Genomic DNA, 26,331 nt, shown 5'->3' with positions numbered 1-26,331 from the left:
ACCTCCTCGCTCGCTCGGGGGACAGTAACAGGTGCGCGACAACACGGGCCGCGCAACGTCGCCATGCTACGCGGAACCGCCGACAGCCCGTCGAAATGTCGCAGAGACGCAACGAAAGCGCAGATCAGTGATCTGCGCTTTCGGTACGACGGCGGAGCAGGTCAGCGCTTGAACCGTGCCAGCAGCGGGCCGAGCAGGCGGTCGAGCTCCCGCACCCGGAACAGGCGGAGCAGCACCACGTAGACGAGGAGCATGACCAGGCCGCAGAGCGCCGTCACCCACAGGCCGCTGAGCATCGTCAGCACCCAGCCGCTGCCGAACACGAGCGCGTCGAACCCGCCGACCAGCTGGTACACGCCCCATCCGGCCAGCGCGGAGACAACGGCCGCGAGGAGCGTCTTGGCGTGCAGCGCGAGCACGCGGCCGCCGTCGAGCCGCCCGCCGAGCTTGGTCTTGAGGCCCCGGGTGCGCAGGAGCACGGTGATCCAGTTGGACAGCGCGTAGGCGCCACCGGCGGCGATCACCCACGTCTCGATCGGCAGCCAGAGCTGTGCGGCGATCAGCCCGGCCACCAGCGAGAGCGTGGACGGAACGGTGATCCAGAAGACCGATCGTCCGTCCTCGTAGGCGTAGTAGACCCACTTCATGAGGGCCATCGCGCCGAGCGGCACCAGGCCGAACGAGAGGGCGACCAGCACGGGCGCGATGAGGGCGGTGCCCTCCTCGCCTGCCGTCGGCACGATGAACGCCGTGGCCGGAGCGGCCAGCACGACCAGGGCGGCGGTGGCGAACACCGTGAAGACGCCGATCGTGCGCAGACCCAGGGAGAGGTCGTCACGGACACGATCCGTGTCGCCCGCCTGGGCGGCCTTGCTGATGCCCGTGAACAGCGCGGTGGCGATGGAGACGGTCACGAGCGAGTGAGGCAGCAGGTAGATCAGGAGTGCCTGTGCGTAGGAGGCGTTGCCGGCGACGGCCACCAGATCGTTGCTGGTAGCACCGGCCTCGGCCGCTACGCGGGTCAGGTAGAGCACGCCCGCCTGCTCCAGGACCACCGCGGCGAACGTCCACAGGGCCACCGACCCGGCCGAACGCAGGCCGATACCTCGGAGGCCGAGGCGGAAGTGCCAGCGGAAGCCTGAACGGAACAGCGGCACCAGCAGCACCAGGGCCTGCGCCGCGATCCCGAGGGTGGCTGTGCCCGCGAGCAGGACGGTGCGCGGGGTGTTCCACTCGGACAGCTCGGTCGAGCTGCCGAACACCACGAGGAAGATGCCGAACCCGATGACGGAGACCACGTTGTTGGCCACTGGCGCCCACATGAACGGCCCGAACTGCTCGCGGGCGTTCAGCACCTGGCCCAGCAGCGTGTACAGGCCGTAGAAGAAGAGCTGCGGGATGCACCAGTAGGCGAACACGGTGCCGAGCGCCAGCTGCTCCGCGGTCCACCCGTCCGTGTAGAGCATCACGATCCACGCCGACGCGCCAGTGAGGAGCGCGGTGATGGCGAGGATGCCGACTGCTGAGATGGTGAGCAGCTTGTCGAGCCGCTCCTGCGCGTTGTGCGCCCGGAACGCCTTGACGATCTGCGGCACCAGGACGGCGTTCAGCGCACCGCCCGCGAGGATCGCGAAGAGCACGTTGGGCAGCTTGTTCGCGACGTCGAACGCGATGGCGACGCTGCCCAACGTGCCGACGGCGGCCACCAGCATCATGTTGCGGACGAGGCCGCCGAGGCGGGAGGCGGCCGTTCCGGCCGCCATCACTATCGAGTTGCGCCCCAGCCCACGGGACGGCGGTGCCGCGGCGGGCGTGCCGGGACCGCTCGCGGCCTCCGAGCTGGGGTCCGACGCTGGGTCGGTCGGTGCGGTCACGGCGTTCTCCTGGGTCAAGCGACTACTCCCGTGGTCTGGGCCTCGCCCGGCACTGTGCGGCCGACGTGTGCGGCGGCCGAAACACTACTCTGCCCGGACGCCCACCGAGTCCGTCACCGGCGTGGACATCGCCTCGGGCGCCTCCGCGGATGCCCCGGTCGCCTCCTCGATGTCCTCACGGGTGGCGCGGTACGGCGAGCGTCCGCGACGCACGGTGCGCCAGATGCCGGCCAGGAACAGCAGCGCGACGAGGCCGGCCGCGATCCAGGTGCCCACCTCTTCCCAGCCCGCGCGGACGCGGACCTGGAACGACGAGCCGTCGGTGATCTTGGCGCCGGTCGGTGTGAGGATCTGCGCGGTGACGTCGACGTCGCCCGATCCGATGGCGCGCACCGGTACCTGTACGTCGAGCTCCTGCCCGGCAGGGACGGTCTCGGTGACCCGGTCGTCGACCGTGAGCCGCGGGTGGTCGGGGCGCAGCACGACGGTCACCGTGGCGTCCACACCGAGCGTGTTGCGCACGCGCACCGGGATGTTGCCGACGTCGGTGATGAAGTTGATGTCCTGACGGGGGACGACCGTCACCGACTCCTGTGTGAGCTCGTCGGTGGCGTCGAGACCTCGCCGGACGAGCTGGTTCCGGATGCCGGGATCGGCACGCTGCGCGACGGCCAGCGGCACGGCCAGGCGGGCGACCACCGGCCGCCAGAGCGGGCCAGGGTTGTCGACGGCGACGGACGAGAACGTCACCGCCGCGTCCCGGGCGCGCTCGAGTGCGGCGACCTTACCGGCGGAGAGCTCCGCCTTGGCCACGTGGCGGTTCGGGAGAGGCTCGCGCACGACGTCCGGCGCATCCTGTGCGAACACCTCGTCCAGGGTCGTCGTCTGCACCCAGTCGGCCTTGTCGAGCTCCTTCAGGATGGTGGTGGCGGCCTCGGCGTCCGGGGTCCAGGTGCGCGGCATCACGACCGACATGGTCGGCGACTCGCCCTGTGACTGGCTCACGACGGCAGCAGTCTCCGCGAGAAGGCGTTGCGTTCCCTCGGCGGTGGTCGAGGCTGTGCTGGCGGAATCCGTGTCCGTGGCGCTCTCGGTGGTCGCGGCATCCGCCTGTGACAGGTCCGTGGCCGAGAGAAGGGCGCGCGTCAGCATGGGGTCCGTGACGGCGGCGTGCGCCGTGCCCGACGGGGTCGCGACGTCGGCTCGACCGGTCGCCGTGCCGGTCTGCTCGCCCAGCCCACGGCTGACCAGGACGTTCGTCCGGCCCGCGGCCACGGCGAGCCCGAGGGTCTCGAGGTCCGGCACGACGCCGTCGGCCGGCCACGCGAGGCCCGGTCGCCAGCTCTCCGGGATCGGCCAGTTGCCCGGGCGGGGAGCATGGAGGAAGCTGCGCGAGCCGGTGGTGCGCACGTTCGCGTGCGCGAGCGCGGCGAGGTCGGGGTCACGGTCGGGAAGCGTGTAGGTGGTCGTGTCCTCCGCGGCGGCGAGCAGACGTTCGGACCAGGCGGTGAGTGCGGAGTCGTTCGACGCCGCGGCCACCGCCATCACCGCGGGATCGACGGCGAGCGACAGCGTGCTGCGTTCCGCGACCTCCACCACGCCGTCCAGCCGCTGGCCGGCGGCGGCCAGCTGTGCGAGCTCGATGTCGGTCGTGCTCTGGTCGGCCGGATCGGTGGCGGGACCGGTGATCCCTGCGAGGATGCTGAGCTGCATGGGCACGCGCTCGGGGTAGCCCGCGTCCTCGGCGTCGTACAGCAGGAACGAGCGGGCGATACCCAGGCGACCGGTGACGTCGTCGACGCTGATCGCGAGCCGGCGGGGCCCGAATCCCTGCAGTACCGCGGCGCCCGGGTCATAGGTGAACGAGACGTTCTTGGACGCACCAGGGGCCAGACGCCCGACCGGCTTGGTGGTGGGGTTGCCGCGGGTCGGGTCGAGCAGGTCGGCCGAGGCCCACTCAGCGACCTGCGAGCGGGTCGTGAGCGCTGCGAAGTCGACGGTCATGCTGGCGTTCGCGCCGGATACCACCGTGCCGGTGCCGTTCGTGATCCTGGCCCGGACGGTCACCTCATCACCCTGCACCGCCGTCGGGTGCGAGATCTCGGTGATCGAGACGTCGAGCGTCCCCTGGTCGGACGGCGCCGCGGGGACGCCGTTGCTCGCGGGGACCGACGTCGGAACGGTGGCTGTTGCCGGAACGGTGGCTGCCGCCGGGACGATGGCCGGCCCGACAAGCAGCACGGTCGCCAGCAGTACGGCGCCGATCGTGCCGGTGCGGTGGGCAGCCCTGCGGGGGACGGAACTGCGGGAGAGGTCGGGGTGCTGCGTCATGGCAGTTCGGGGTGCTCCGTGGGGAAGGCGTCGGCACGCAGCGCGTCCCGGAGGGTCCTCGACGACTCGAGGAGATCCAGGGCGGCGACTGCCAGCCGCTGCTCGTTCGGGTACGACAGGCGCTCAGCGAGCTCGTCGACCCTGACCCAGAGAGCGTCCTCGGCTTCGCCGTCCGGATCGTCCTCCACGGTCAGGCGACCGCCCTCCGCGCGCAAGAGGTAATGGTGCACCACCTTGTGGACTCGCCGGTCCTCACCGGTGAACCAGTAGTCGATCACGCCGAGCTCCGCCTGGATGGAACCGCGAATACCGGTCTCCTCGCGGATCTCTCGGATCGCTGCCTCCTGCGGTGTCTCCCGGCCCTCGAGGTGCCCCTTCGGCAGGCACCATTCCAGGCGGCCCGTGCGGTTCCGACGCAGCAGCACTGCCGCACTGAAGCCCTCGGGGCGCTCGGACCCGCCCCGCAGCACCAGTCCACCGGCGGACGTCTCGTCCACGATGGGCAGGTGCGCCGGGCTGCTCACGGCCGCGCGTCGGGCAGGATTCACCCGCAAGGGCGCTCCGCCGGGTGGCGGGGGCACCTCCGGACGACCGCCAGGACGGTCGCTCGCCGGAACAGGGGTGGACATGCCCCAACACTACCGACTGAGCACCGTGGGTCTGGTCAGGAGAGGGGGGTGCGGCCGGTTTCGGGCGCAGGTTCGGGCCGCAGGACGGTCCTTGCCGATGCGAGTGATCCTGCGGTGCGTGTTGCGGGGTCACGTCTGGGAGAATCTTGGGCTGTGTCTACCCCTGAGCAGGATCTGTTGCGGCGCGCGCTCGGCGTGCTGACCGAGATGGCACCCGCCGCGCTCGAGCTGGGCGACCAGTTCCGTGCCGCGGGGCACGAGCTCTCGCTGGTCGGCGGGCCGGTCCGGGACGCGTTCCTGGGCCGTGCGAGCAACGACCTCGACTTCGCGACGTCGGCGTCGCCGAGCCAGACGCAGAAGATCCTCGCGCGCTGGGGTGACGCGAACTGGGACATCGGCAGAGAGTTCGGCACCATCGGAGCGCGGCGCGGGGACGTCGTGGTCGAGGTCACGACGTACCGGACCGACAAGTACGACCCGGCCTCCCGCAAGCCGCTCGTCGCGTTCGGCGACTCGCTCGACGGCGACCTGTCACGCCGTGACTTCACGGTGAACGCGATGGCCGTGCGCGTGCCCGACCTGACCTTCGTGGACCCGTTCAACGGTCTGAGCGACCTCGCGGCCGGCCTGCTGCGGACCCCCATCGCGCCCGAGCGTTCTTTCGACGACGACCCGCTGCGCATGATGCGTGCCGCACGGTTCGCCGCCCAGCTGTCGTTTCACGTGGAACCAGGGACCCTCGCAGCACTGGTCGCCATGGTCGAGCGGATCGAGATCGTGTCCGCGGAGCGTGTGCAGGCGGAGATCACCAAGCTGATCCTGAGCGACAACCCGCGTGCGGGTCTCGAGGTGCTGGTCGACACCGGGCTCGCCGAGCACGTGCTGCCCGAGCTGCCCGCGCTCCAGCTCGAGATCGACGAGCACCACCGGCACAAGGACGTCTACCAGCACTCGCTCACCGTGCTGGAGCAGGCGATCGCCCAGGAGACCGGGCCCGACGGCGCGGTGCCGGCACCGGATCTGGTGCTGCGCCTGGCCTCGCTGCTGCACGACATCGGCAAGCCGGCCACGCGGCGCTTCGAGCCTGGCGGCGGCGTGAGCTTTCACCACCACGAGGTCGTCGGGGCCAAGCTCACCGCGAAGCGGCTCAAGGCGCTCAAGTTCGAGAAGCACGTGGTCAAGGACGTGTCGCGGCTCGTCGAGCTGCACCTGCGGTTCCACGGGTACGGCGACGGCGCGTGGACCGACTCGGCGGTCCGCCGCTACGTGACCGACGCCGGCCCGCTCCTCGAGCGCCTGCACCGCCTCACCCGCGCCGACTCGACGACTCGGAACAAGCGGAAGGCCAAGCGGCTGTCCGACGCGTACACGGACCTCGAGGACCGGATCTCCGCACTGCGCGAGCAGGAGGAGATCGACGCGATCCGTCCCGACCTGGACGGCACGCAGATCATGGAGATCCTCGGGATCTCGCCGTCGCGCGAGGTCGGGGAGGCCTACAAGTACCTGCTGGGCCTGCGCATGGAGCGCGGCCCGCTGGGCGAGGACGCGGCGACGGAAGAGCTCAAGAAGTGGTGGGCGGAGCGATCGGCAGCCACGGGGTAGCTAGACGTGGGTCGGGTCGAAGAGGGCGCTGACCGACTCGCCGCTGTGGATCCGCCGCACCGCTTCCGCGAATGCCGACGCCACGCTGATCACCGTCAGCTTGTCGTGCACCAGGAGCCCGGTCGACGGCACGGTGTTCGTCGTGACGATCTCGACCACGTCGGGGTCCGCAGCGATCCGGTGGACCGCGTCGTTCGCGAAGATGCCGTGCGTGCAGGCGATCCGGACCGTGCGCGCGCCGTGCTCACGCAGCAGGTCGAGGATGGCGATGATCGTCGACCCGTTGGCGATCTCGTCGTCGAGCACGATGATGTCGCGACCGGTGACATCGCCGATCAGGGACGTGATCTCGACCCGGTCGCCGTCGAACCGTTCCTTGGCGGCCGCCGCGACGGGCACACCGAGCATCTTGGCGAAGGCGGACGCGCTCTTCGCATTGCCGAGGTCGGGGGATACCACGGTGGCCTTCGACAGGTCGCTCGGCAGAAAGTGGGCCGCCAGCTCACGGAGCGCGTTGAGCTGATCGGTCGGCACCCGGAAGAACGCGTGCACCTGCGGTGCGTGCAGCGTCATCGTGAGGATGCGGTTCACCCCCGCCGTCTGCAGGAGGTCCGCGACGAGACGACCACCGAGCGAGATCCGCGGCGCGTCCTTCTTGTCCGACCGGGCATAGGCGAAGTGCGGCATGACGGCGGTGATCCGCGCCGCCGAGGCACCCTTGGCGGCGTCGATCATCAGCAGGAGCTCCATCAGGCTCTCCTGCGCGGGACGCACCACCGACTGGACGAGGTAGACGTCGCGCTCGCGGCAGTTCTCGAGCAGCTGGACCTGCAGGCAGTCGTTCGCGAAGCGCTGGATCTTGATCGGGCTCAGCGGAACGTCGAGATCAGCGCACATCTCGTGAGCGAAGCGCTGACCCCCGGTACCCGCAAAGACCCGCACCTCGGCCATGGCGGAAGTCTACGGAACGCCGAGCCGACGCGCCTAGGCACGAGACGGCATCATGTGGTGGGTGAGCCTCACCGACTGGCAGACCTGGGACCCGTTCGTCGACGCCCTCCGCCGCTCCGCGTCACCCGGGACGGACGTCAGCGAGTTCGTGGGCACGGTCGGCCGCGGCGCGTGGCAGGGCACCTACCTGGACGACGGTGACGCCGGCGCCCGCCGTGACCACTACCGCGCGCTCGCCCGTGAGGCCGCCCGGACCGGTGGCGCCGGGCCGAAGGCCGAGCTCGACGACGCGCTGCGCGAGATCGCAGAGCTCACGCCGGACACCGAGCAGCACGTGCGGGTCGTTGCCGCGGCTCGCCCCGAGGACGACGTGGTGGAGCTCTTCGCGCTGCCGCCCGCCGTGGTCCCGGGGCCGGTCACCCCGGTGCTCGAGGTGGTGCTGGAGCCTGGAGCACTGCCGGCGCAGCACCTGGCGACGATCGTGCCGGCGTCGGGCGCCACCGTCGCGCCGTCGGCCGACCCGGACGCGGTCGCGCGCGTCGTCGCGGAGCGGATGCCCGACGCCGCCGGCGCGACACCCGACGAGATCGCCGCCGCTGAAGCGGACCTGTCCGGGGGGACGCACCTGCCGGACGAGGTGCGCGCGCTGTACGCGACGGCCGGCTCCGGCAACCTGCGGCTCGCGCCCGAGGAGGGCGGGTTCGGTGGGTTCGAGATCGTCCCGCTGCGTGGGAGCTTCCTCCGGGAGGCGTTCCTCCCGGCCGCCCGCTTCAGCACCTGGACCGCCGACGCCGACACGTTCGCCCCGGAGGACCCGTCCGGCCGGGTGCAAGCGGCGATCGGCTCGTCGCTCTGGTTCCCCGTGGGGACCGACGGCGCGGGGAACGTCTACGCCGCCGATCTCGCACCGGGGGCGAGCGGGTACGTGGGACAGGTGGTGCTGCTCGACCACGAGATGCGGGCCGGGGCGGTGTACCGGTCGGAGAGCCTGGCCGCGCTGCTCGTCGGGCGGGAGGGTAGCTCGGGGCAGCCGGAGCAGGGGCCGAACCTCGTGGAACCAGGTCTCGACGGGTCCGACCAGCGGACCGGGGTCGACCAGCGGGCCGCTTCCGATCAGGGAGAGGAGCCCGACCGACCCGCCGAGTTCCTCGCCCTGGATCCCGCCGGATGGGCGGAGCGACTCGACGCCGGGACCGTTCCGGACACGCTCAAGGCCGCCGGACTGGTGCCCGATCCAGCTCGCCCGCCCGCGCCTGCCGAGACGGTCTCCGTAGCGAACCGGCTGCTCGACCTGTACGGCCTGGATCCGATAGCGGTCACGCGCGTGACCCGTCCCGAGGCCAAGGGTCTCCTCGACCGGATCTTCGACCGGTAGCGCACCAGGCCGAGGAACGAGGGCGCGAAGAAGGCGAGGACCCTGTCCCGGGTCCCCGCCCTCTTCATGCCCGCGGCTCCGGCCCGCTCAGGTCAGTGACCGCCGCTGAACTCGCCGTCGCTCTCCGGGCGCTTGATCATCGCCGCCACCCCGATGGTCGCTGCCATCAGGAGGGCGCCGATGCCGAAGGCCAGGCCCGCACCGCTGGCCATGGCCTCCGGGGTGGGTATCCCGGAGTCTTCCAGGGCGGTCCGCCGGATCGTCATGATCGCGATGAACAGCGCGACACCGGCTGCGCCCGCCACCTGCTGCACCGTGCTGATCGTCGCCGAGCCGTGCGAGTACAGGTGCGGCTCGAGCACCCCGAGCGCCGCACTGAACAGGGGCGTGAACACCGAGGCCAGCCCGATCATCAGCAGGATGTGCGCGCCGAGGATGTAGTACAGCGGCGTCGTGGGCGTCAGGAACGCGAACGCTCCGATCGCCACGGTGACCATCGCCGTGCCGGGGATCATGATCGGCCGCGGGCCGAACCGGTCGTACCACCGTCCGACGACCGGGCCCAGCAGGCCCATCGCCACACCGCCGGGCAGCATGAGCAGACCGACGGTCAGCGGCTCCATCCCCACCGCGTTCTGCAGGACGAGCGGCAGCACGATCATGGTGCCGAACATCGCCATCATGGAGATCGCCATGATGACGACCGCCAGGCGGAAGTTGGACTGGAGGAACGTGCGCAGGTCGAGCAGCGCGGACTCGGTGCGCTGCCGCACGATCTGGCGCCACACGAACAGACCGAGCACCGCGATGCCGACACCGAGCGGGATCCACGGGTTGATCAGCGCGGCGGTCTCCGCTGCCTCACCCAGGCCCGACAGACCCCATACCAAGCCGCCGAAGGCGACGAGCGCGAGCAGCAGGGAGAGCGGGTCCAGGTGCATCGTCTCGCGGTCGGACACGTCGCGGATCCACAGGATGCCGGCGGTCAGGGCGAGCACCGAGATCGGCAGCACGACGCCGAACACGCCACGCCAGCCCAGCGGCTCGAGGACGATTCCCGACAGGGTCGGGCCGAGCGCCGGCGCCAGCGCGATCACGAGCGTCACGTTGCCCATGACTCGTCCGCGCATGTGCGCCGGAACGATGCTCATGATGGTCGTCATGAGCAGCGGCAGCATGATCGCCGTCCCGGTCGCCTGCACCACGCGGCCGGTCACGAGGAGCGCGAAGCCCGGAGCGACCATCGCCAGCGCGGTGCCCGCGGTGAAGAGCGACATCGCCAGCAGGTAGGCACCACGGGTGCCCAGCCGGTTGATGAGGAATCCGGTCGCGGGGATGACCACGGCCATCGTCAGCATGAACGCCGTGGTGAGCCACTGGCCTGTCGACTCCGTGACCTGCAGGTCGGCCATGATGGGCGGCAGCGCCACCGACATGGTCGTCTCGTTGAGGATCACGGTGAACGCGCTCGCCATGAGCAGCGCGATGACGCGGAAGTGCCCCGGGCCGAGCTTGTCGGTGCGTGTCGGAGCCGGGGCGCCACTCGGTGCGCCGGCCGATGTGGCCGGGGTGTGCGGTGGATCGTTCACGTGGTCGGATGTATCGATGATGTCGGTACTCATGGGCTTGCCCTCTCGGTACGGTGCGCGCGGGCCGAGATCGAGAGCGACATTGCACGCGACCTACGTCTGAACGACGCCCGATCATCGTCGAGTATTCCCACCGATGATCGCGACCTCTTTTTACCGACGTCTGCGGTCAGCAGAAATCATCGGTGCGCCTGCCGCCGGCTCGACGGGAGACATCAGTTTCCCCGCGCGCCCGTGGGTTCCACCGCGTCCGTCCCGTCGCCGGGAGAGACCGACTCCGTGACCGGTGCGGCCACGCCGAGGGTCACGCCCTGCCCGGCCATGAAGGGCTCCGGGTCGATGGCCTGGCCGTTCATCCGCACCTCGTAGTGAAGGTGGCAGCCCGACGACGTGCCGGCTCCTGCCGGGTCGATCCGCGAGTCACCGCCCATCGAGGCGATCTGCTGCCCCGCCTGCACCGTGTCGCCCACCCGCACCAGGTTGGTGCCCGTGAGCAGGTGGCCGTACGTCGAGTCGAGGCCCATGCCGTGCTCGATGCGGATCGTGTTGCCCGTACCCCAGCCGGTCGCCCCGGAGATCACGACACGCCCCGCCGCGGCGGCGAACACCTGCGTGCCGCAGGACGCCGCGATGTCCTGGCCCAGGTGGTAGGTCGACGCTCCCGCGATACCGGTGTTGCGCGGCCCGAACCCGGACGCCTTGGACCCCACCGCGGGGTTGGCCCACCCGCCCGCGCCGACGGCGGCCTGACCGACCGAGCCGGACATGCAGGGCGCGCCCGCCGCCGCGCCCTGGATGGACTCCGACAGCGCCGGGAGGTCCTGCTCGTCCGCCCCGCTGACGAGCTGGATCGCCTGGAGCGCCTGGTCCCAGTACTTCTGGTAGTGGTACGGGTCGGCGTTGCGCTGTGCCTTGTGCGCGGCGATCGTCGGCTCGAGCGTCTCCCATCCGGTGACCGCGAGCAGCCGGTCGTAGAACCGGCCGGACGACTGCACGGGGTCGAGTCGCTCCTCGACGGTCCCGTACCACTTCTGCTCCTGGAACATGCCGATCGACGACGTGAGCGTCCCGTCGGGGTTGCGCACCCCGAACCGGTCGTCGCCGTAGGACAGGTTGCGCATGCCGGACTCACCGAGCGCCGTCATCACCGCGACGGCCTGGGCTCGCGCCGGCACCCCCCGTTCCTGGCCCACCTGCAGGATCACCGACGCGTTCTGGAGCTGCTCGCCCGTGAAGCCGCCGGCCGACTTCGCCTGCCCGCCCGCCGGCACGACCGACGCCGACATGCTGCAGCCGTTCTGCGACTGGTTCTCGCTCACGGCGCCACCCACCAGCACGACCATCGCGATCACCGCCACGGGGACCGCCATGACGGCGGCCACCAGCACGGCCAGCACGAGCACCGCGCGCCTCGTGGAGTCGTCCTTCTTCCTGCCCTTGCCCGGCCGAGCGCCTCCCGACCGGACCGCCTGCGATGCGACACGGGTCGCGAGCCCGGCGGCACCCCGCCCGCTCATGACCCCTCCGGCGGCCTGATCTGCTCGGCGAGCCAGGGTGCCGCGCCGTCAGCCCGGGTCAGGAGGACCGTGTAGGGGCCGACGTCCGTGGGCACCGCCACCTCGGCGAGCAGCGTCGACGTCTCGTCGGTGACCTTCGGGTCCCCGGTCACCTCGGTCACCGGCACGAGCCGGGGGTCGACGTCCTGGTACACGGGCCGGGCCTGTGGCGTGAGCAACGGCTCGAGCCCGTCCCACCACGCCTCCGCCGTCTGGTCGGTCGCGGCGAACGCGGCGATGGTCGCGCGGGCCGTGTCCCGCGCTTCCGTCCGGACGGTCTCGTCCCAGGTCGCCTCGACCGGCTCGCTGGGCGCGGTCTCGTCGAACTCCGGTTCGGCGGTCACCTCGGCGGCCGGGTCGCCCGCGCCCGGCTCTCCCTCGACCTCCTCGGTGGCGGCCGCCTCGCGTCCGTCGTCCTCGGGAGACCCCACGGGATTCCCGAAGTCGTCCTGTTCCCGGGACGTGCCGGCACCGGTGCTCTCCTGCGCGGTGGGGTCGACCGGGCCGCCCTCGCGCGGCCAGCCGATCCAGGTCCCGACGGCGAGGGCGACGATCGTGACCGCCACGATGACTGCTCGTCTCATCAGCGGCCCAGCCCTCGCATCTGACGGCGGCCGGGGTTGTGCACGATCGCGGACGGCTGCGGCCCGCCGGCCTGCGGCGCCCCACCCTGACGTGCCGCGTTGAGCGACTGGGCCAGCCGCGCGGCGCTCTGCGACCGCTCACCCTGCTTGCCGAGGCCCCGCGCGGCGCCGAGCGCCTGCTTGGCCTGCCGGGCCTTCTGCACCACGCTGAGCGCCCTGGAGGCACCGACCGCGGCGCCGGACGTGCCACCGCTGGCCACCATGGCCCCCGCCTGGAGCGCGACCGACGTGCCCGTACGGCGTGTGCTGCCCAGCCGGTCGGTGAGCCGTTCGCCCGCGGTCGGCGGCAGGTGCGGGCTCGGCTCGTTCGACGGCTTCTCGCCGGCGTTCGCGCCGTCCGGCAGCGGCTCGGTGCCGGGGCGACCGCCGTCGGGCGACCGGTCCTGGACCGTGCGTGCGGCAGTGGTCCAGGCGTTGCCGCCGCCACCGCCGCCGTCGGCGCCCGCCGGGACGCCGTCGGGCCCGACCGGTTGCCCGGCCGCGCCGATCCGGATGGGGACCGTGCGGTTGTCGTCGGCCGAGGCGCCGCCGGAGACCCCACCCGTGGTGCTGCCGACCGAGCCGCCGCCCGGGGTCCCGTCCATCGTGGACGGCCCTGCGGGCTGGACGTCGTTGCCGTCGACCTCCACCCCGTCGCCGTTCGGCTTCACGGGGGCCGGGCCGATGCCGACGCCTGCCCACTCCTTCGCCTTGTTGTAGCGGTCGCGCCACCTCGCGGTGCCGTCCCACGGCATCGCGGCGGGCTCGCCCACCTGGGAGGGGACGCCGGCTGCCGCGAGCTTGTCGGCCAGCGCGCGCAGGCCCTGCCGCACGCTCGCGCCCATCAGCACGTAGAAGACGGCGCCCGCGATGACCAGCGTGTTGAACAGGTACAGGCGCACGAGGAACGGCAGGCCGCTCGTGGCGTCGTAGAAGCCGAGCAGCATCTTCATCCACGCGACCAGGAACATCGTGGCCATCGCGACGAGGATGCAGCCGAAGCCCACGCTCGCGAACGTGCGGAAGAGCTGGGCACGGGTTCCGCTGGAGATGACGCCGACCGGCAGCTGCCACAACAGCTTGATCGCCGACCAGCCCAGCAGCAGCACCGCGAAGATCGTGCCGCCGACGATCACCACGGACAGCAGCAGGAAGACGAAGCCCGTGGTGAGCAGGCTGAGCGTCGAGACGACGGTGCCGGCGTCGACGGTGGACGCCGCCTCCTGGTAGGCCTCGTCGCAGCCTCCGATGGCGTCGACGGCGTTCTCGCGGCCGACGTTCTCGGTGTAGGTGTCCTCGCAGCCCGTGCCGTCGATGACCGTGCCGTAGTTGATGATCTGGTGCGGCGCGCGCAGCAGGGTGTCCACGAGCTGGCCCTTGAGGCCGTCGCGGATGACCGTGGAGTCCCGCTGGAACGACGCGCCCTCGGTCGCGAAACCGGTGGCGATGTCCATGCCGGCGTTCCGCGACTGCATGATGACGCCCTGCTCACCGCCGATGGTCGCCATGGGGTTCGCGAGGAACCCGGTGGCCAGGGCGGCGATGATGCAACCGATCAACAGCTCCATGAAGCCGCCCGCGTACCGGCCCTTGAGCAGCCAGAACCCCACGACGAACGCCAGGATGATCAGCATCAGGTTGAGCAGGCCGATCTGCGCGATCATGCCCTGGATGATGATGCTGAGCCCCGCGAGCGGCGCCAGGATGTAGCCCAGCCAGTCCATGCCGAGCACCCAGTCGAGCACCCAGATCTGCACCGCGACCATGTCCCGGTACCAGACCCAGAACATGCCCGCGAGGGTCGAGAAGATCTCGGAGTCGACGTTCAGCGGGTTCCACGGCGAACCCGTGTCCCACTGGAGCATGAACCGGTCGACGGCCACGCCCTGCGTGTCCTCCAGGTTGAGCCCACCACCCGGGTCGGCGACCGGAAGAGGTGCTAGCCGGTTCATGCCCCGATCACCGCGCCCGTGGAGCTCGTGGGGGTCGTCTTCACCGTCTCGGCGCGCTTGTCCACCAGGGGCGCCATGACCTTCGCGCGGCCGTACCGGGCCTGGAAGTCCCGGATCAGGCACTCCCCGCGGCGCTCCTCGACCACCCCGACGGCGGCGTCCGTCACCGGGGCGGTGCCCTCGGTGACCAGCTTGACCAGACCCTCGTCGACCGGTGCGTCGGTCGACAGGCCGTGCAGCCAGCGCAGCCCGCGCCGGGCGAGGTTGGCGTCACGGTGGCGCAGCAGCACGCGGAACGGGATCAGGCCGCGCACCACCTCGTTGCCGAAGTCCTCCTCGGCGTCGTGGCTGCCGAGCAGGAGGGCGGCCTTGTGCTTACGGCCGTCGCGGATGAACGTCCCGATCTCCTCGGCGGCCTCGGGTGACGACATCGTCTTGGACGCCTCGTCGGCGGCGAAGATGTCGAGCCGTGAGCGGTCCGCGAAGCAGCGGTACCTGGCCAGCGCCGCGATCAGCGCGAACGTGGCGCGGCCGAACACCTTCTCGGCCTTGAGCTCGGCGAACAGGTGCCCGTGCTCCATGTCGGCCCGCGAGGGCAGCTGCATCTTGTGCGTGTGCAGCACGATCGCCGGCGAGCTCAGGTCGAGCGGCGGCAGCGTGTCGTCGAAGAGGGCGCGTCCGAAGTCGAGCTCGGAGAAGATCCGCATCTCGTCGGCGAGGAGCTTGGCGCCGGAGAACTCGCAGTCCACCTCGAGGTGCCGGGCGAGCGAGCCGAGCGACGTGATCTTGTGCCGCCACATGTACTCGGTCTGCAGCACCTTGGACAGGAGCACGTTCTGCTCGGACTTGGTCTGCACCGACAGGAGCACGGTGATGAACGACCGGGCGACCCGCGGCGCCTGTGCGGGCGGCAGGATCCGGAGCGGGTCCATGGACACCGTCGCGTCCTCCGAGATCTCCACCACCTGGGAGTGGGGAATCTCGGACACGGCGATGCCCCACTCGCCCATCTCGGTGTGGTCCACCGCCATGAGCGTGGCACCCATGTCGACGTTGTCCATGGCCACGGTCTTCATCGAGACGCTCTTGCCGGAGCCCAGCTCACCCACGAAGCCCATGGCGAGCGCGACGTCCAGCTTGTCGGTGGCTCCGGCCAGGTTCACGAACACGGGGTTCGGCCGGGCGGCACCGTTCGAGATCTCCAGGGCGAACAGCGCGCCGGAGGTGTCGCCCAGCTCCGTCGTCGCGAACGGCACGGCCGCCGAGAACGCCCGCGCCGTGGTGATCTGCGAGTACTCCCGGACCGCCCGCGGCGTCGGCATGCCGGGGAGCGTGGCCTCGAAGAGCGTCGGCTGGATCGTGGGGTCCGTGCGCAGCGAGAACTGCATGGCGGCGAAGTACTTGGTCAGGTCGCGGGCGTCGTCGAGCGCCTGCTCCGGGGTGTGGCCGGAGACGGTGAACATCGTGGTGGCGTCGACCTCGACCTCGAGCTCGTCGGCGTCCATCACCGCCTGGTACTCGCCCAGGGCGCGTGCCGTCGTGTCCAGGGAGGAGCCGGCGCGCTCCTCCTCGGAGCGCTGGTCGAACTGGTCGTTCAGGGTGCGCACGGCGCGCCGGTTGCGGTTGGTCACCTCGTCCCGCGAGCGCACGGTCATGCGGATCGCCCAGTCGCACGGCACTCCGGACTCGTCGACGCGACCTATCCACTCGCACCCCGGGTACACGATCCCGCCCGACGGCGTATCGCTCACCACGAGCGTCGTCTGGTACGAGGCGAGCTCGGGGTTGGTCGGGTCGAGCACCTTGATGTAGGGCCGCTTCAGGATCTGCAGCGGGCCCAGCTTCTTCTCGGAGTCGGTCTGCCCGGCCGGGTCCACCAGTGCGGACGGCAGCACGGACGGGCCGGACAGGTGCATCTCGGCGTCCAGGGACCCGTCGACCGGCACCGCCGTGTCCAGGCCCAGGCCACGTTGCATCGCGTGCCCGAACATCCAGGCCATCTCGGCGACCGTCGCCGGCTGCGGGTCGAACGCCGAGGGCATCTCCTTGCGCAGCGCCTCCGCCTGCGCCGCCCGCTCGCCGATCGCATGCCTGCCGGGCACGGAGCGCGGCATCATGAGCGTGTCCTGGAGGGTGGTCCAGCTCGCGCGCAGCGGCTCCATGAAGGCCTTCGCGCCCGGGTTGGCCAGCGGCGCGGTGATCCAGTGGACCCGCCGCCCGATCGGGATCTGCTCCAGGAAGTCGAGGGTGGCCTCGCACTCGGCGGCCCACGCCTCGCGCTCGGTCAGGTCGACACCCTCGATCATCGAGAGCACCACCGACGCCGGGTCGGTGGCCGCCGTCAGACCGAGGTGCAGGGACTCGCCGCGCAGGGCGCGGTAGAGCGCCGTGTGGTGCCGGCGCGCGGCGTGCTTCTTGTCGTCGGGCTGGAACGCGTAGGGCACGGGGGACACGCGCCAGACCGCCCACACGGTCCCGGTGCGGGTCCACATGAGGCCGTCGGTCAGGGCCGAGATGTGGCTCAGCATGAGGGCTCAGTCCTCTCGCGGGGTGGTGGGGGCGTTGCCGTCGGTGTTCTGCAGCTTTCCGGCCAGCAGCTGCCCGACGCCGGTGAGGTCGGCGGTCCTGCGGTCAGGCGTGGTCGCCGCGACGGTCGCGGCCGCCGCTGCCCAGTCCGCGGGTGAGCGCTTGTCGGGGATCGGGCGGGGCTCCTGGGCGGGCGCCGGCCGGGCCGGTCGGAGCTGCCTGCCCTCGATGGTCGCGTCGGCGGGTCCGCGGCCGGTCAGCTCCGGCAGGAGCTCTGTCGGGATCGGACGGACCACGGTCGGAGGCTGTGCCTCGACCGCTCCGGCCACCGGCCGTACCTGCTCGGCGGCCCGCTCGGTGGGGGACGGCCCGATGGTCTGCCGGGGCAGCACGACCATGACCCGGTGCGTCATCAGGCGTGGCTTGGGCAGGGCGACCTGCCCGCCGACCAGACGTCCCGGGCTGGAGGTCAGGTTCATCGCGTCCATGACGAACGCGACGGGGTTGCGTCCGCTGCTCGGCAGCTTGCCGGTGGCCCAGACGACGCCGACCACCACGCCGACGGCGACCGCTATGTTCATGAAGCCGCCCAGCTGAGCCCACAGCGGAGCGGTCTTCCAGAGCGTGAACGCCACCACGGCGCCCGCTCCCACCTGAGTGATCGTGTACGGGCCACCCCAGATGCGCCCGCCGCTGGGTAGCTTCCCCACCAGCATGGGGATGCGTCGGGCCTTCGTGTAGAACTTCGCGGTCTCGGTCACCGGACACCCTCCTCACCACATGCCGGGCGCGCGGACGCGCCCGCCTGACCAACCCTGTGCCGTGCCCTCAGCGTCCTGCCATGTGCCTGGTTCTGTCGGCCGACCGGCCGTCAGAGAGCTGTCTGCGTGTTCACTGTCTGCGTGTTCACGATCGCCGGAGCGGAGCCGAACTCGTCCCGGGCCAGGTCGGAGGTGACGTTGATGCCCCCGTTCACGAGCCACAGGACGATGCCGCCGACGATCGCCGACATCAGGATCGCCGCGATCGACATCTTGGTCTTCACCGCCGTGATGACGACCATGAGGATGACGACGACGAACGTCACCGACTCGATAGCACTCTTGACCTCCTCGGACTTCACGGTGATGAGGTCGAGGAAGCCGGCCATAACGATCTCGTTGGTCATGATTTTCTCCTTCGCTACTCCCCGGCGGTGCCGGGGTCGATCGTGCCGGATGGCGTCGTGTCGATACGGACGGCCGGCTCGAGGCCGGCCACCTCCCAGCGGCCGTCCCGCGCGACGAGCGTGAGGACGTACTGGGCGGTGGTCTTGTTGCCGTCGAGCCGCGTGAGCTCGGCGGTGATGAGGGCGTGCGTACCGTCGCCGTCGGCGGGGTCGTCGACGACCTCGTGCGAGCCCTTGATGCCCGTCACGGCCACTGCCGCGTACGGGGCCGGGCTGATCGCCGAGACCGACGTGCCGGGTCGGAGGTAGCGCGTGATCTCGCCGTCGCCGGCGATCATGGCCGCGAGGAACCCGGCGGCGGACTGGCCGGCGGCGGACGTGGGAGCGATGGTCTCGGGGTAGTCCAGGCCGGGCGGCTCGGCCACCGCGGCGGGACCGGAGACGGGTGAGGGCAGCGCGACGGCGGTCACGGCCAGGTCGGCGCCGGACCACTCCGTCTCCGTACGTTCGACCAGGACCGGCACCTGGAAGTAGCGCCGCACCCAGACGAGCGGTACCTCCGCCTCCTCGTCGGCCTTGGCTCCGCCGCCCGCAGGCGGGGGCGTCGAACCGGGTGCGGGCTCCGCGACGTCGACGCCCACGGTCACCGACCACACGCCGTCGTCGGCCGGCTCGATCTGGGCCACCGACGAATCCCGGATGGTCAGACCCTCCTGGGGGAGAGAGCCGACCGGGGCGCTCGTCAGCGAGGTGAGGAGCTGCTGGTCGTCGCTGTCGGCCCGCAGCCAGGTCTCCACGAGCTCGACCGCCCGCTCGTTCGCGGCGGCCTCCTCGGCGGTGCTCGCCGCACCGGTGGCCGTGGAGACGGGGGCAGGCTCGGGCCGCAGCGCGGTCCACACCAGGGCGGCCGGCCCGGCCAGCAGCGCCAGCGCGAGCAGCACACCCCAGGTCTTGGTCACCAGGGCGGGCCCGTTGGACCATTCGACGACCTGCGGGGGAGAGCTCTCGCCGTCACCGCTGCCGCCCGACGACGGGGGAGTCGCGGGCTGGTCGGTGCCGCCGGTCCGGGGCGAGCCGGTACTGGAGGCGCCGTCGGCCGGGGCGGGCAGCTCGGCCGGCTTGGCCGTCTTCTTGCCGCGCCGACGGACGAGGAGCGAGCTCATCGCGTCCGCACCTCGTTCTGCAGGTCCGCGCGGATGCGCTCGCGCGCCTCGCGGGCGCTGCGTACGCGGGGGCTGTCGAGCGCCTCGGTCAGGCGGACGGTCGTGTCCTCCTCGCCCAGAGGGTCCTCGGTGAGTGACGCGACGAGGTCGCGCACCACGGGCGCCACCTCGCCGCGGGCCGCGTGCACCTCGGCGGTGTCGCGGAGCAGGGACCACGTGTGGTCGAAGTCCGGTGCCTCGGGATCCGCACTGCGGACGCCCGCGCTGCCGAGGTCGGTGCTGCCGAGTCCGGCGCCGGGCGCCTGGTCGAGCTCTTCCTTGCTCATCTCGCCTCTCCCGTTTCTCCGTCTCCTGTGTCTGCTGAGCACAAATGGCAGGTCGGCAGTTCGTGTGACATCGGTGATCCCCGGGTTTTGGCCAACTGTGACGCAGGTCACATACATGCAGATGGAACGGGCAACAGTGGCGGGCAACACCCCCCGGATGGACTCAGGGCCGACGGAGGGGGGAACTGCCATGCCTGCACGGACACCTGCACCAGCGGCCGGGACGCTGATGCGCGAGCTCGACCACGACTGGGCCGACCTGGTCCGTACGCGGTCGTTCGCGACCGAGATCGAACGCCTCGCCACGCGGTTCCCGCAGATCGCGGGGCTTCGTACGAGCGAAGCGGTACAGCTCGCTCCCGACGAGGCGGACGAGGTCCTGTACGCGCTCATCGTGGAGCACGCGGGCGGCAGCTTCGCCGCCGGCCGTGCGGTGCTCCAGTGCATGCTTCCCGCCGTCCGCACCATCGTGCGCCGGTCTCGCCGGCACTACCCGGACGTGCAGGACCTCGAGCAGGAGGCGGCCGCCGCGATGTGGGACGCGATCACCCACTACGACCTCGACCGCAGCAGCCGGGTCGCGATGCGACTGCAGGGGCACACGCTGACGCGCGTCGTCGGCGACCGGGCCCCGCACGCACGCGGCAGCCGGGCGAGCCGCGGGCCGCGGGTGGCTGAGATCCCTACCGACACCAACACGCTGACCGTCCTCGAGCGACCGTCGACACCCGAACCGGGTCCGGACGCGGTCTACTCGCTCGCGAGCATGTCGCTCGGCACCACGGGCGAGGTGCTCGACGTCATCGCGTGGGGCCTCGACAGACAAGTCCTGACGCGGGACGAGTCAGCACTCCTGGCGCGGCTCTACGCGCCGGACCCCGATCTCCCGGAGTACGCCGAGCTCGGCTCGGGTCGCGGGAACTATCAGCGGCGGGTGGCCCACGAGCTGGGCATCTCGCACGCAGCCTTGCGCCAGCGGGCGAGTCGCGCAGTGCGACGGCTGGCGGAAGCCGTTCAGTCCGGTGGTCTGTCTGGGGGACAGCCGGGCGAACGGGACGGTGAGGGACGAGGACGACCGACAGGCTGAGCACTGGGGGGTGCGTGAAGCCTTGAAGTCTTCCGAAGTCCACGTCATCGCGAGAGGGCCCCACCGCCAGCGGGGCCCTCTCGGTCTGTCCGGTGCCGGTCCGTCCGGAGCCCGCGACCACGCGGGTGCTCCACAGGTCCTGCACCACGCCGGACACAAGTTCACCCCGGCCGGCCTTGGCGCACGCCAGGTCGTGGGGGACCCTCTTCTCATGGCCTGACCTGGCAAGTCAACACCACGGGTGTGGTAGCGAGCCGTCAGTGGCAGATCGTTGCAAGGTCACTCAATATTCAAGCCATCTCCACAACTTTGAAGTCTTCTTGACCTAGCGGGCACACAGAACCCTGATTAGCGTTCAACCTGCCGGGTCCGCCCGAGTAGTTGAGGATTGCCTGCGGTGACACACGCGTGACACCCGCAGGAGGCCCTTGACCAGCACGGGCGGGAGCACGGTGGACACAGGCGGACGAATGGGAACCTCGATGGGTCCCGCAGCGGGGGAACCCGAGGCGGACTCCGCCGACGGGCTCGGAGGAGACGGCACGGTGAGCAGTAGCACGAAGGTCGCGACCCAGGACCAGCAGGCCCGGTCAGCGACGAATGTCCAGCGACCCGCACCCCCCGGGCCGCTCAAACCGACGCGCGCCCGCCGTCGGCCGGCACTCATCGCCCTGGGCCTCGCGCTCGTGGCGCTGAGCGTGCTCGCGTCCGTGTACCTGGTCACCTCGCTCGGGGAGACCTACCAGGCGCTCGCGATCAAGGGCACCATCGCGCGCGGCGCGGAGATCACCCCGACCAACATCGTGACCGTCGAGCTGCCCACCGGGCCGAGCGCGCTCGACCCGGTCTCGGCAGACGACTTCGACAAGGTGGTTGGCACGGGCATGGTCGCCACGGCAGACCTCAAGGACGGCCAGCTCCTGACGACGGACAGCTTCACCGAGGAGCTCCAGCCCGCTGCCGGACGATCCATCGTGGGCATCGCGCTCGCACCGAACCAGATGCCCGGCTCGGAAGCCCTGGAGGCCGGCGACGCCGTCCGTGTCATCGAGACGCCGGCAGCCGGCGGCGAACCGCCCACCGAGGCACCGCTCGCCATCGCCGCCACCGTGATGGGCAGCAAGCCGTCGCCCCTCGGCGACCAGGAGATCATCGACGTCGAGGTGCCCTCGTCCAACGCTGCGGCGCTCGCGGCTCGAGCAGCGACCGGCCGCGTGGCCCTCGTGATCGACGCCGTCGGGGCGGGGTGATCCGGGTGGCACTCATTGCCCTCGCCAACGCGAAGGGCTCGCCGGGAACCACGACGGCGGCGCTCGTGATGGCGCTCCAGTGGCCCCGGCCCGTGCTCCTCGTCGAGGCCGACCTGGCCGGGTCGTCGATCCTCGCCGGCTACTTCCGTGGTCAGCTGCCGCACGACCGCGGCCTGCAGCCGCTCGCGATCGCGCACTCCCACGGCGACCTCGAAGCGTCGTTCTGGGAGCAGACCATCCCGCTCGTTCGAAACGATCCGGACAAGAAGCTCCTGCCCGGCATCGTCAGCCCGCACACCGCGCCCGCCGTCGCGAACCTCTGGGGGCCGCTCGCCAACCAGCTGGTCGCGCTGGAGCGCGGCGGCATCGACGTCCTGGTCGACCTCGGGCGGCTCGGTACCGGCGGTGTCGTCCGCGAGGACCGCGAGCCGCTCGTCCGGCTCGCGGACCAGGTGCTCATCACCACCGGCTCGCGCCTGCCCGACATCGCGGTGACGCGGGAGCTGGTCAAGTCCCGTACCTCGGTGGTCGACGCCGCGGCGCGCGAGCTCACCAACCTCACCGCCCTCACCGTCGGGCCCGGCCGGCCGTACGACGCGGGCGAGATCGCGCGGACGCTCGGCCTCGCGACGGTGGGATCGCTGGCCTGGGACCCGGTGAACGCCGAGGTGCTGTCCGTGGGGTCGCCCGCGGGGCGCCGGTACTCGACGTCGCCGCTCGTCCGCTCGGCCGGGCCGGTGATCTCGCGCATCCAGGACCGCACCGAGAAGCGGCGTGCCCGGTTCGCCACCGGTTCCCGCGACGGCGGCAGCGGGTCCGGCCCGCACCGTCCACCCGAGTACGCGGACGGCGGTCCGCGGGCCGGGCAGCGGCGTGACGGCGGGGGGCGCGCATGAGCACGCCCGAGTTCCCGGACCTGTCCTCGCTGCCGATCTTCCACGAGACGGACGACAAGGCGCCCGTGCCGCCGCAGCGCACCCGCGCCGGCGGGGGCGGCGCCGGACCGGACCAGCGCAACGCCCCGCCGCTATACCGGACCCCGCCCGTGGATCAGTCCGGCGGCGGTTCCCGCACCATCGGTGCTCCCACGACGAACGGTGGTGCGTCGCCCTCCGGGAACGGCACCTCGCCCTGGGTCGGGGCGGTCGCTCGCGCGGGCCGGGAGTATCACGGCCAGCCCGGCAACCCGCGCCTGCGTGACTCCGAGTTCTGGCGCCAGGTCAACAGCCTGCGCGGCGAGGTCTCCGCGCGGCTGACCACGGCGCTCGCGACGCGTGAGCTGGACGAGGAGCAGCGCGAGGCGCTGGGCCAGGAGCTCATCCAGCAGGTGGTGCGCGACCACAACGACGCCCTGCTCTCCGGCGGGCAGCGGAACTGGACGCCGGAGTACCAGGTCGAGGTGACACGCGCGCTGTTCGACGCGCTGTTCCGGCTCGGCCGGCTGCAGCCGCTCATCGACACGCCGGACGTCGAGAACATCGAGATCACGGGCACGGCGCCCGTGCTCATGCTGATGGGCGACGGCCGCCGCACGTACGCGGAGCCGATCGCCGACTCCGACGCCGAGCTCATCGACTTCCTGCAGTTCCTCGCGGCGCGCGACCCCGCGAACGAGCGGTCGTTCACCCGGGCCAACCCGTTCCTCAACCTGGACCTGCCCGGTCGCGTGCGGCTCGCCGCCGTCGGCTGGGTGGTGCCGTGGCCGCGCGTCACCATCCGGCTGCAGCGGCTGCAGTCCGTGGACCTCGAGCTGCTGCGTCGCAACAACACCATCGACATGGTCCTGGTCGAGTTCCTGAACGCCGCGGTGCGGGCGCGCAAGTCCATCGTCGTCTCCGGGCAGGGCCAGGGCAGCGGTAAGACGACCCTCTTGCGCGCTCTGTGTGCGGGCCTGGATCCCTGGGAGTCCATCGCCACCATCGAGACCGACTACGAGCTCTACCTGCATCTGGAGCCCGAGAAGCACAAGCGGGTGGTGGCCCTGCGCACGCGCGAGGGCTCGGGCGAGATGAACACCTCGGGCCGCCGGGTGGGCGAGATCAACACGAACGTCAACGTGTACGAGTCGCTGCGGCACAACATCTCCCGCGTCATCGTGGGTGAGGTGCGCGGGCCCGAGATCGTGTCCATGTTCCAGGCGATGCAGATGGGCAACGGCTCTCTGTCGACGGTGCACGCCGACGGCGCGCGCGACGTCGTCGAGCGTCTGGTCGGCATGGCCGTGCAGGACTCCACGCTCTCCGAGACGTATGCGTACCGGCAGGTGGCGCAGTCGGTCGACCTCATCGTCTTCCTCCGGGTCGACTCCGGCGCCGACGGACGTCGGCACCGGTACGTCTCGCAGGTGATCGAGGTGACGCGCGGTGAGGCCGGCAACCCGGTGGCGATCACCGACGTCTTCGAGCCCGGGCCGAACGGTCGCGCCGTGCCGAAGACGACGCCCTCGTTCCTCGCCGACCTGGAGGCCGAGGGCTTCGACGCGAGCCTCCTGAACTACCGGGAAGGGCTCTGGGGGAACGCATGACCACGCTCATCGCCGTGCTGGCCGGCCTGGGCCTGGGCCTCGGTCTGTGGTTCGTCGTCGTCGGCGCGCAGAAGTTCGAGGCGACGCCCAAGCCCGCCCGCGCCACGCCGCCCTTCTACGGGCTGCTGCGGCTGTTCGGCCTGACCAAGGGCGGACCGCTCTACCCGCAGCGCAAGATACTGGGGGTCGGTGCGGCGGTGGGCCTCGCGGTCGGGATGGTGACCGGCTGGTGGTCGCTCGTGCTCATCGTGCCTGTGCTGATCGTCGGCCTGCCGGCGCTGTTCCGGACCACCACGCACTCCAACGAGGTGGAGAAGCTCACCGACCTGACCGCCTGGGTGCGGTCGCTGATCGGTGTGCTGTCCGGAGGCGCCGTCGGGCTGGAGCAGGCCATCGCGGCCACCCTGCACAGCGCCGCGCCGTCGGTCCGGCCGTCGCTCGCCCGGCTCGTGGCGCGCCTGGAGGCGCGCCAGCCCATCAAGCCGGCGCTCTACCGGTGGGCGGACGAGATGGACGACTACTCGGCGGACATGATCGCCTCGGCGATGATCCTGGAGTCGGACAACCGCACGGGTGCAGTGGCGCCGGCGCTCCGCCAGCTCGCCGAGTCCCTGTCGGCCCAGGCCAAGGCGCGGCGCGAGATCGAGACCGAGCGCTCGACGGGTCGCGCGACCGTGCGCTGGGTGACGATCGTGACGCTCGTGGTGCTGGCCGCCACGGCGATGTCCGGATACCTGAGCGGCTACGACTCGCCGCTCGGCCAGGTGGTGGCGGTCGTCCTGTTCTGCGCCTACGTGGTCTGCCTGCTGTGGATGCGCAAGATCAGCCTCGGGCAGCCGATCCCGCGGTTCCTTCCCGACGAGCGGGGGGCCTGACATGTGGCCATGGGCAGTGGCGACCGGCCTGGTCGCCGGGCTGGGCCTGTTCCTCGTCGTGCGCGAGCTGCTGCCGTCGACACCGCGGCTCCAGTCCGCGCTGGACCGCCTGAGCGGTGTCGACAAGGTGGAGCCCATCACCGTGTCCGACGGCGGTGAGCTGACCGCCACCCAGCGGTACACCCAGGTGTTCGGCGCATGGGCGCAGCGCCGGCTGCCCGTGTCGGTGCTCGGCCGGGGCGGCCCCACCCGCGCGGACCTCGACCTCATCGGCAAGACCGCCACCGACCACTACGGCGAGAAGGCGCTCGGCACGGTCATCGCGCTGGTCGCGGTGCCGTTCCTCGGGCTGTGCGTCGGGCTGCTCAACCTGGGCATGCCGGTGTCGGTCCCGCTGGGCGCGTCGCTCGTGTTCGCGCTCGGCGCCTGGTTCCTGCCCGACCTGGACGCACGGACCAAGGCGAAGCGCGCCCGGCAGGAGTTCTCCCGTGCGGTGTCGACCTACCTCGAGCTGCTCGCGATCGAGCGCATCTCGGGCGCGGGTGCCACCCAGGCGACGTTCGCCGCGGCGCAGGTGGCCGGGTCGTGGCCGTTCCGACGCATCGCCGCGGCGCTCGAACGGAGCCGGTGGGAGGGGCAGGCGCCCTGGTCGGCGCTCCGGGAGCTCGGTGAAGAGGTGCAGGTGGACGCGCTCGGCGAGGTCGCCTCCATCGTGGAGCTCGCCGGTACGCAGGGTTCGGCGATCCACGACCAGCTGCAGTCCAAGGCGGCTGCGATGCGTGACGCCCAGCTCGACGTCGAGCAGCAGCTCGCCCACGACGCAACGGTGCGTATGACCGTTCCGGGCACCATGACCGTCTTCGTGTACTTTCTGATGCTTATTTTCCCGATCGGGGTCACTATGTTTCAGACAGCACCGTGATGCGA

Annotated in this window: 21 protein-coding genes; 8 read left to right on the top strand and 13 right to left on the bottom strand. The window is 71.3% G+C overall.

From position 1 onward, the window contains the following. Window positions 1-161 precede the first annotated feature (161 nt). From murJ to LUM46_RS13865, 3 genes are all read right to left on the bottom strand, one after another. On the bottom strand, window positions 162-1,874 hold the full coding sequence (murJ, locus tag LUM46_RS13875) for a murein biosynthesis integral membrane protein MurJ (protein WP_274994640.1): 1,713 nt from the start codon (window positions 1,872-1,874) through the stop codon (window positions 162-164). An 84-nt stretch (window positions 1,875-1,958) separates the two neighbouring features. Further along, window positions 1,959-4,205 carry a DUF6049 family protein gene (locus LUM46_RS13870; protein ID WP_274994639.1) on the bottom strand — a complete coding sequence of 749 codons (2,247 nt, stop codon included), beginning with the start codon at window positions 4,203-4,205 and terminating at the stop codon, window positions 1,959-1,961. Next, window positions 4,202-4,834 (bottom strand): NUDIX hydrolase, encoded by a 633-nt coding sequence (locus LUM46_RS13865; RefSeq protein ID WP_274994638.1) that lies wholly within the window; start codon window positions 4,832-4,834, stop codon window positions 4,202-4,204. The genes LUM46_RS13870 and LUM46_RS13865 overlap by 4 nt, the downstream gene beginning before the upstream one ends. Window positions 4,835-4,987: 153 nt before the next feature. Between LUM46_RS13865 and LUM46_RS13860 the strand changes: the two genes are divergently transcribed. After that, the gene (locus LUM46_RS13860; protein ID WP_274994637.1) at window positions 4,988-6,439 is read left to right on the top strand and encodes a CCA tRNA nucleotidyltransferase; all 1,452 of its coding nucleotides are present in this window, start codon (window positions 4,988-4,990) and stop codon (window positions 6,437-6,439) included. Here LUM46_RS13860 and LUM46_RS13855 read toward each other — a convergent pair whose 3' ends face one another. Then, the gene (locus LUM46_RS13855; RefSeq protein ID WP_274994636.1) at window positions 6,440-7,390 is read right to left on the bottom strand and encodes a ribose-phosphate diphosphokinase; all 951 of its coding nucleotides are present in this window, start codon (window positions 7,388-7,390) and stop codon (window positions 6,440-6,442) included. A 61-nt stretch (window positions 7,391-7,451) separates the two neighbouring features. Between LUM46_RS13855 and LUM46_RS13850 the strand changes: the two genes are divergently transcribed. Continuing rightward, complete coding sequence (locus tag LUM46_RS13850; protein ID WP_274994634.1) at window positions 7,452-8,765, top strand: SMI1/KNR4 family protein; 1,314 nt, start codon at window positions 7,452-7,454, stop codon at window positions 8,763-8,765. A gap of 92 nt (window positions 8,766-8,857) precedes the next feature. On the opposite strand, the gene LUM46_RS13845 is transcribed toward LUM46_RS13850, so the two are convergent. From LUM46_RS13845 to LUM46_RS13805, 9 genes are all read right to left on the bottom strand, one after another. Next, the gene (locus tag LUM46_RS13845; protein WP_274994633.1) at window positions 8,858-10,387 is read right to left on the bottom strand and encodes an MDR family MFS transporter; all 1,530 of its coding nucleotides are present in this window, start codon (window positions 10,385-10,387) and stop codon (window positions 8,858-8,860) included. A 182-nt stretch (window positions 10,388-10,569) separates the two neighbouring features. Next, window positions 10,570-11,871 (bottom strand): M23 family metallopeptidase, encoded by a 1,302-nt coding sequence (locus tag LUM46_RS13840; protein WP_274994631.1) that lies wholly within the window; start codon window positions 11,869-11,871, stop codon window positions 10,570-10,572. Continuing rightward, window positions 11,868-12,494: a hypothetical protein gene (locus LUM46_RS13835; RefSeq protein WP_274994630.1), complete on the bottom strand. Its 627-nt coding sequence runs from the start codon at window positions 12,492-12,494 to the stop codon at window positions 11,868-11,870. The genes LUM46_RS13840 and LUM46_RS13835 overlap by 4 nt, the downstream gene beginning before the upstream one ends. Next, window positions 12,494-14,485: a hypothetical protein gene (locus LUM46_RS13830; protein ID WP_274994629.1), complete on the bottom strand. Its 1,992-nt coding sequence runs from the start codon at window positions 14,483-14,485 to the stop codon at window positions 12,494-12,496. Before LUM46_RS13830 ends, LUM46_RS13835 begins: the two co-directional genes overlap by 1 nt. After that, the gene (locus LUM46_RS13825) at window positions 14,482-17,013 is read right to left on the bottom strand and encodes an ATP-binding protein (RefSeq protein ID WP_274994627.1); all 2,532 of its coding nucleotides are present in this window, start codon (window positions 17,011-17,013) and stop codon (window positions 14,482-14,484) included. The genes LUM46_RS13830 and LUM46_RS13825 overlap by 4 nt, the downstream gene beginning before the upstream one ends. Window positions 17,014-17,019: 6 nt before the next feature. After that, on the bottom strand, window positions 17,020-17,772 hold the full coding sequence (locus LUM46_RS13820) for a hypothetical protein (RefSeq protein ID WP_274994626.1): 753 nt from the start codon (window positions 17,770-17,772) through the stop codon (window positions 17,020-17,022). A 110-nt stretch (window positions 17,773-17,882) separates the two neighbouring features. Continuing rightward, entirely contained in the window at window positions 17,883-18,179 is a 297-nt protein-coding gene (locus tag LUM46_RS13815) for a hypothetical protein (RefSeq protein WP_274994625.1), read from the bottom strand. A 14-nt stretch (window positions 18,180-18,193) separates the two neighbouring features. Further along, window positions 18,194-19,342, bottom strand: coding sequence for a conjugal transfer protein (locus LUM46_RS13810; RefSeq protein ID WP_274994623.1), 1,149 nt, complete (start codon window positions 19,340-19,342; stop codon window positions 18,194-18,196). Then, the gene (locus tag LUM46_RS13805) at window positions 19,339-19,668 is read right to left on the bottom strand and encodes a hypothetical protein (RefSeq protein ID WP_274994622.1); all 330 of its coding nucleotides are present in this window, start codon (window positions 19,666-19,668) and stop codon (window positions 19,339-19,341) included. The genes LUM46_RS13810 and LUM46_RS13805 overlap by 4 nt, the downstream gene beginning before the upstream one ends. 190 nt (window positions 19,669-19,858) lie before the next feature. Here LUM46_RS13805 and LUM46_RS13800 point away from each other — a divergent pair, with 190 nt between their 5' ends. The 6 genes from LUM46_RS13800 to LUM46_RS13775 all read left to right on the top strand — a co-directional run bounded on the left by LUM46_RS13800 (window position 19,859) and on the right by LUM46_RS13775 (window position 26,326). After that, window positions 19,859-20,755, top strand: coding sequence for a sigma-70 family RNA polymerase sigma factor (locus tag LUM46_RS13800; RefSeq protein ID WP_274994621.1), 897 nt, complete (start codon window positions 19,859-19,861; stop codon window positions 20,753-20,755). 545 nt (window positions 20,756-21,300) lie between these two features. Next, window positions 21,301-22,005, top strand: coding sequence for an SAF domain-containing protein (locus tag LUM46_RS13795; RefSeq protein ID WP_274994619.1), 705 nt, complete (start codon window positions 21,301-21,303; stop codon window positions 22,003-22,005). 5 nt (window positions 22,006-22,010) lie between these two features. Continuing rightward, the gene (locus LUM46_RS13790; RefSeq protein WP_274994618.1) at window positions 22,011-22,901 is read left to right on the top strand and encodes a CpaE/TadZ family protein; all 891 of its coding nucleotides are present in this window, start codon (window positions 22,011-22,013) and stop codon (window positions 22,899-22,901) included. After that, window positions 22,898-24,529, top strand: a complete 1,632-nt coding sequence (locus LUM46_RS13785) for a TadA family conjugal transfer-associated ATPase (RefSeq protein WP_274994617.1) — start codon at window positions 22,898-22,900, stop codon at window positions 24,527-24,529. Before LUM46_RS13790 ends, LUM46_RS13785 begins: the two co-directional genes overlap by 4 nt. Then, window positions 24,526-25,404 carry a type II secretion system F family protein gene (locus LUM46_RS13780; RefSeq protein WP_274994616.1) on the top strand — a complete coding sequence of 293 codons (879 nt, stop codon included), beginning with the start codon at window positions 24,526-24,528 and terminating at the stop codon, window positions 25,402-25,404. Before LUM46_RS13785 ends, LUM46_RS13780 begins: the two co-directional genes overlap by 4 nt. Window position 25,405: 1 nt before the next feature. Continuing rightward, window positions 25,406-26,326, top strand: a complete 921-nt coding sequence (locus LUM46_RS13775; protein WP_274994615.1) for a hypothetical protein — start codon at window positions 25,406-25,408, stop codon at window positions 26,324-26,326. Window positions 26,327-26,331: the final 5 nt, after the last annotated feature.

Source organism: Promicromonospora iranensis, from assembly GCF_028994805.1.
Taxonomy (GTDB): Bacteria; Actinomycetota; Actinomycetes; order Actinomycetales; family Cellulomonadaceae; genus Promicromonospora; species Promicromonospora iranensis.
The sequence above is the reverse complement of the archived record's forward strand: the minus strand, read 5'-3'. Positions and strand labels throughout refer to the sequence as shown.

Coding starts and splice junctions, on each gene's coding strand:
- LUM46_RS13835 (WP_274994630.1), bottom strand. CDS start 12,494: ATGAGACGAGCAGTCATCGTGGCGGTCACGATCGTCGCCCTCGCCGTC.
- LUM46_RS13865 (WP_274994638.1), bottom strand. CDS start 4,834: ATGTCCACCCCTGTTCCGGCGAGCGACCGTCCTGGCGGTCGTCCGGAG.
- LUM46_RS13805 (WP_274994622.1), bottom strand. CDS start 19,668: ATGAGCAAGGAAGAGCTCGACCAGGCGCCCGGCGCCGGACTCGGCAGC.
- LUM46_RS13775 (WP_274994615.1), top strand. CDS start 25,406: ATGTGGCCATGGGCAGTGGCGACCGGCCTGGTCGCCGGGCTGGGCCTG.
- LUM46_RS13830 (WP_274994629.1), bottom strand. CDS start 14,485: ATGAACCGGCTAGCACCTCTTCCGGTCGCCGACCCGGGTGGTGGGCTC.
- LUM46_RS13785 (WP_274994617.1), top strand. CDS start 22,898: ATGAGCACGCCCGAGTTCCCGGACCTGTCCTCGCTGCCGATCTTCCAC.
- LUM46_RS13780 (WP_274994616.1), top strand. CDS start 24,526: ATGACCACGCTCATCGCCGTGCTGGCCGGCCTGGGCCTGGGCCTCGGT.
- LUM46_RS13845 (WP_274994633.1), bottom strand. CDS start 10,387: ATGAGTACCGACATCATCGATACATCCGACCACGTGAACGATCCACCG.
- LUM46_RS13840 (WP_274994631.1), bottom strand. CDS start 11,871: ATGAGCGGGCGGGGTGCCGCCGGGCTCGCGACCCGTGTCGCATCGCAG.
- LUM46_RS13800 (WP_274994621.1), top strand. CDS start 19,859: ATGCCTGCACGGACACCTGCACCAGCGGCCGGGACGCTGATGCGCGAG.
- LUM46_RS13815 (WP_274994625.1), bottom strand. CDS start 18,179: ATGACCAACGAGATCGTTATGGCCGGCTTCCTCGACCTCATCACCGTG.
- LUM46_RS13855 (WP_274994636.1), bottom strand. CDS start 7,390: ATGGCCGAGGTGCGGGTCTTTGCGGGTACCGGGGGTCAGCGCTTCGCT.
- LUM46_RS13825 (WP_274994627.1), bottom strand. CDS start 17,013: ATGCTGAGCCACATCTCGGCCCTGACCGACGGCCTCATGTGGACCCGC.
- LUM46_RS13870 (WP_274994639.1), bottom strand. CDS start 4,205: ATGACGCAGCACCCCGACCTCTCCCGCAGTTCCGTCCCCCGCAGGGCT.
- LUM46_RS13810 (WP_274994623.1), bottom strand. CDS start 19,342: ATGAGCTCGCTCCTCGTCCGTCGGCGCGGCAAGAAGACGGCCAAGCCG.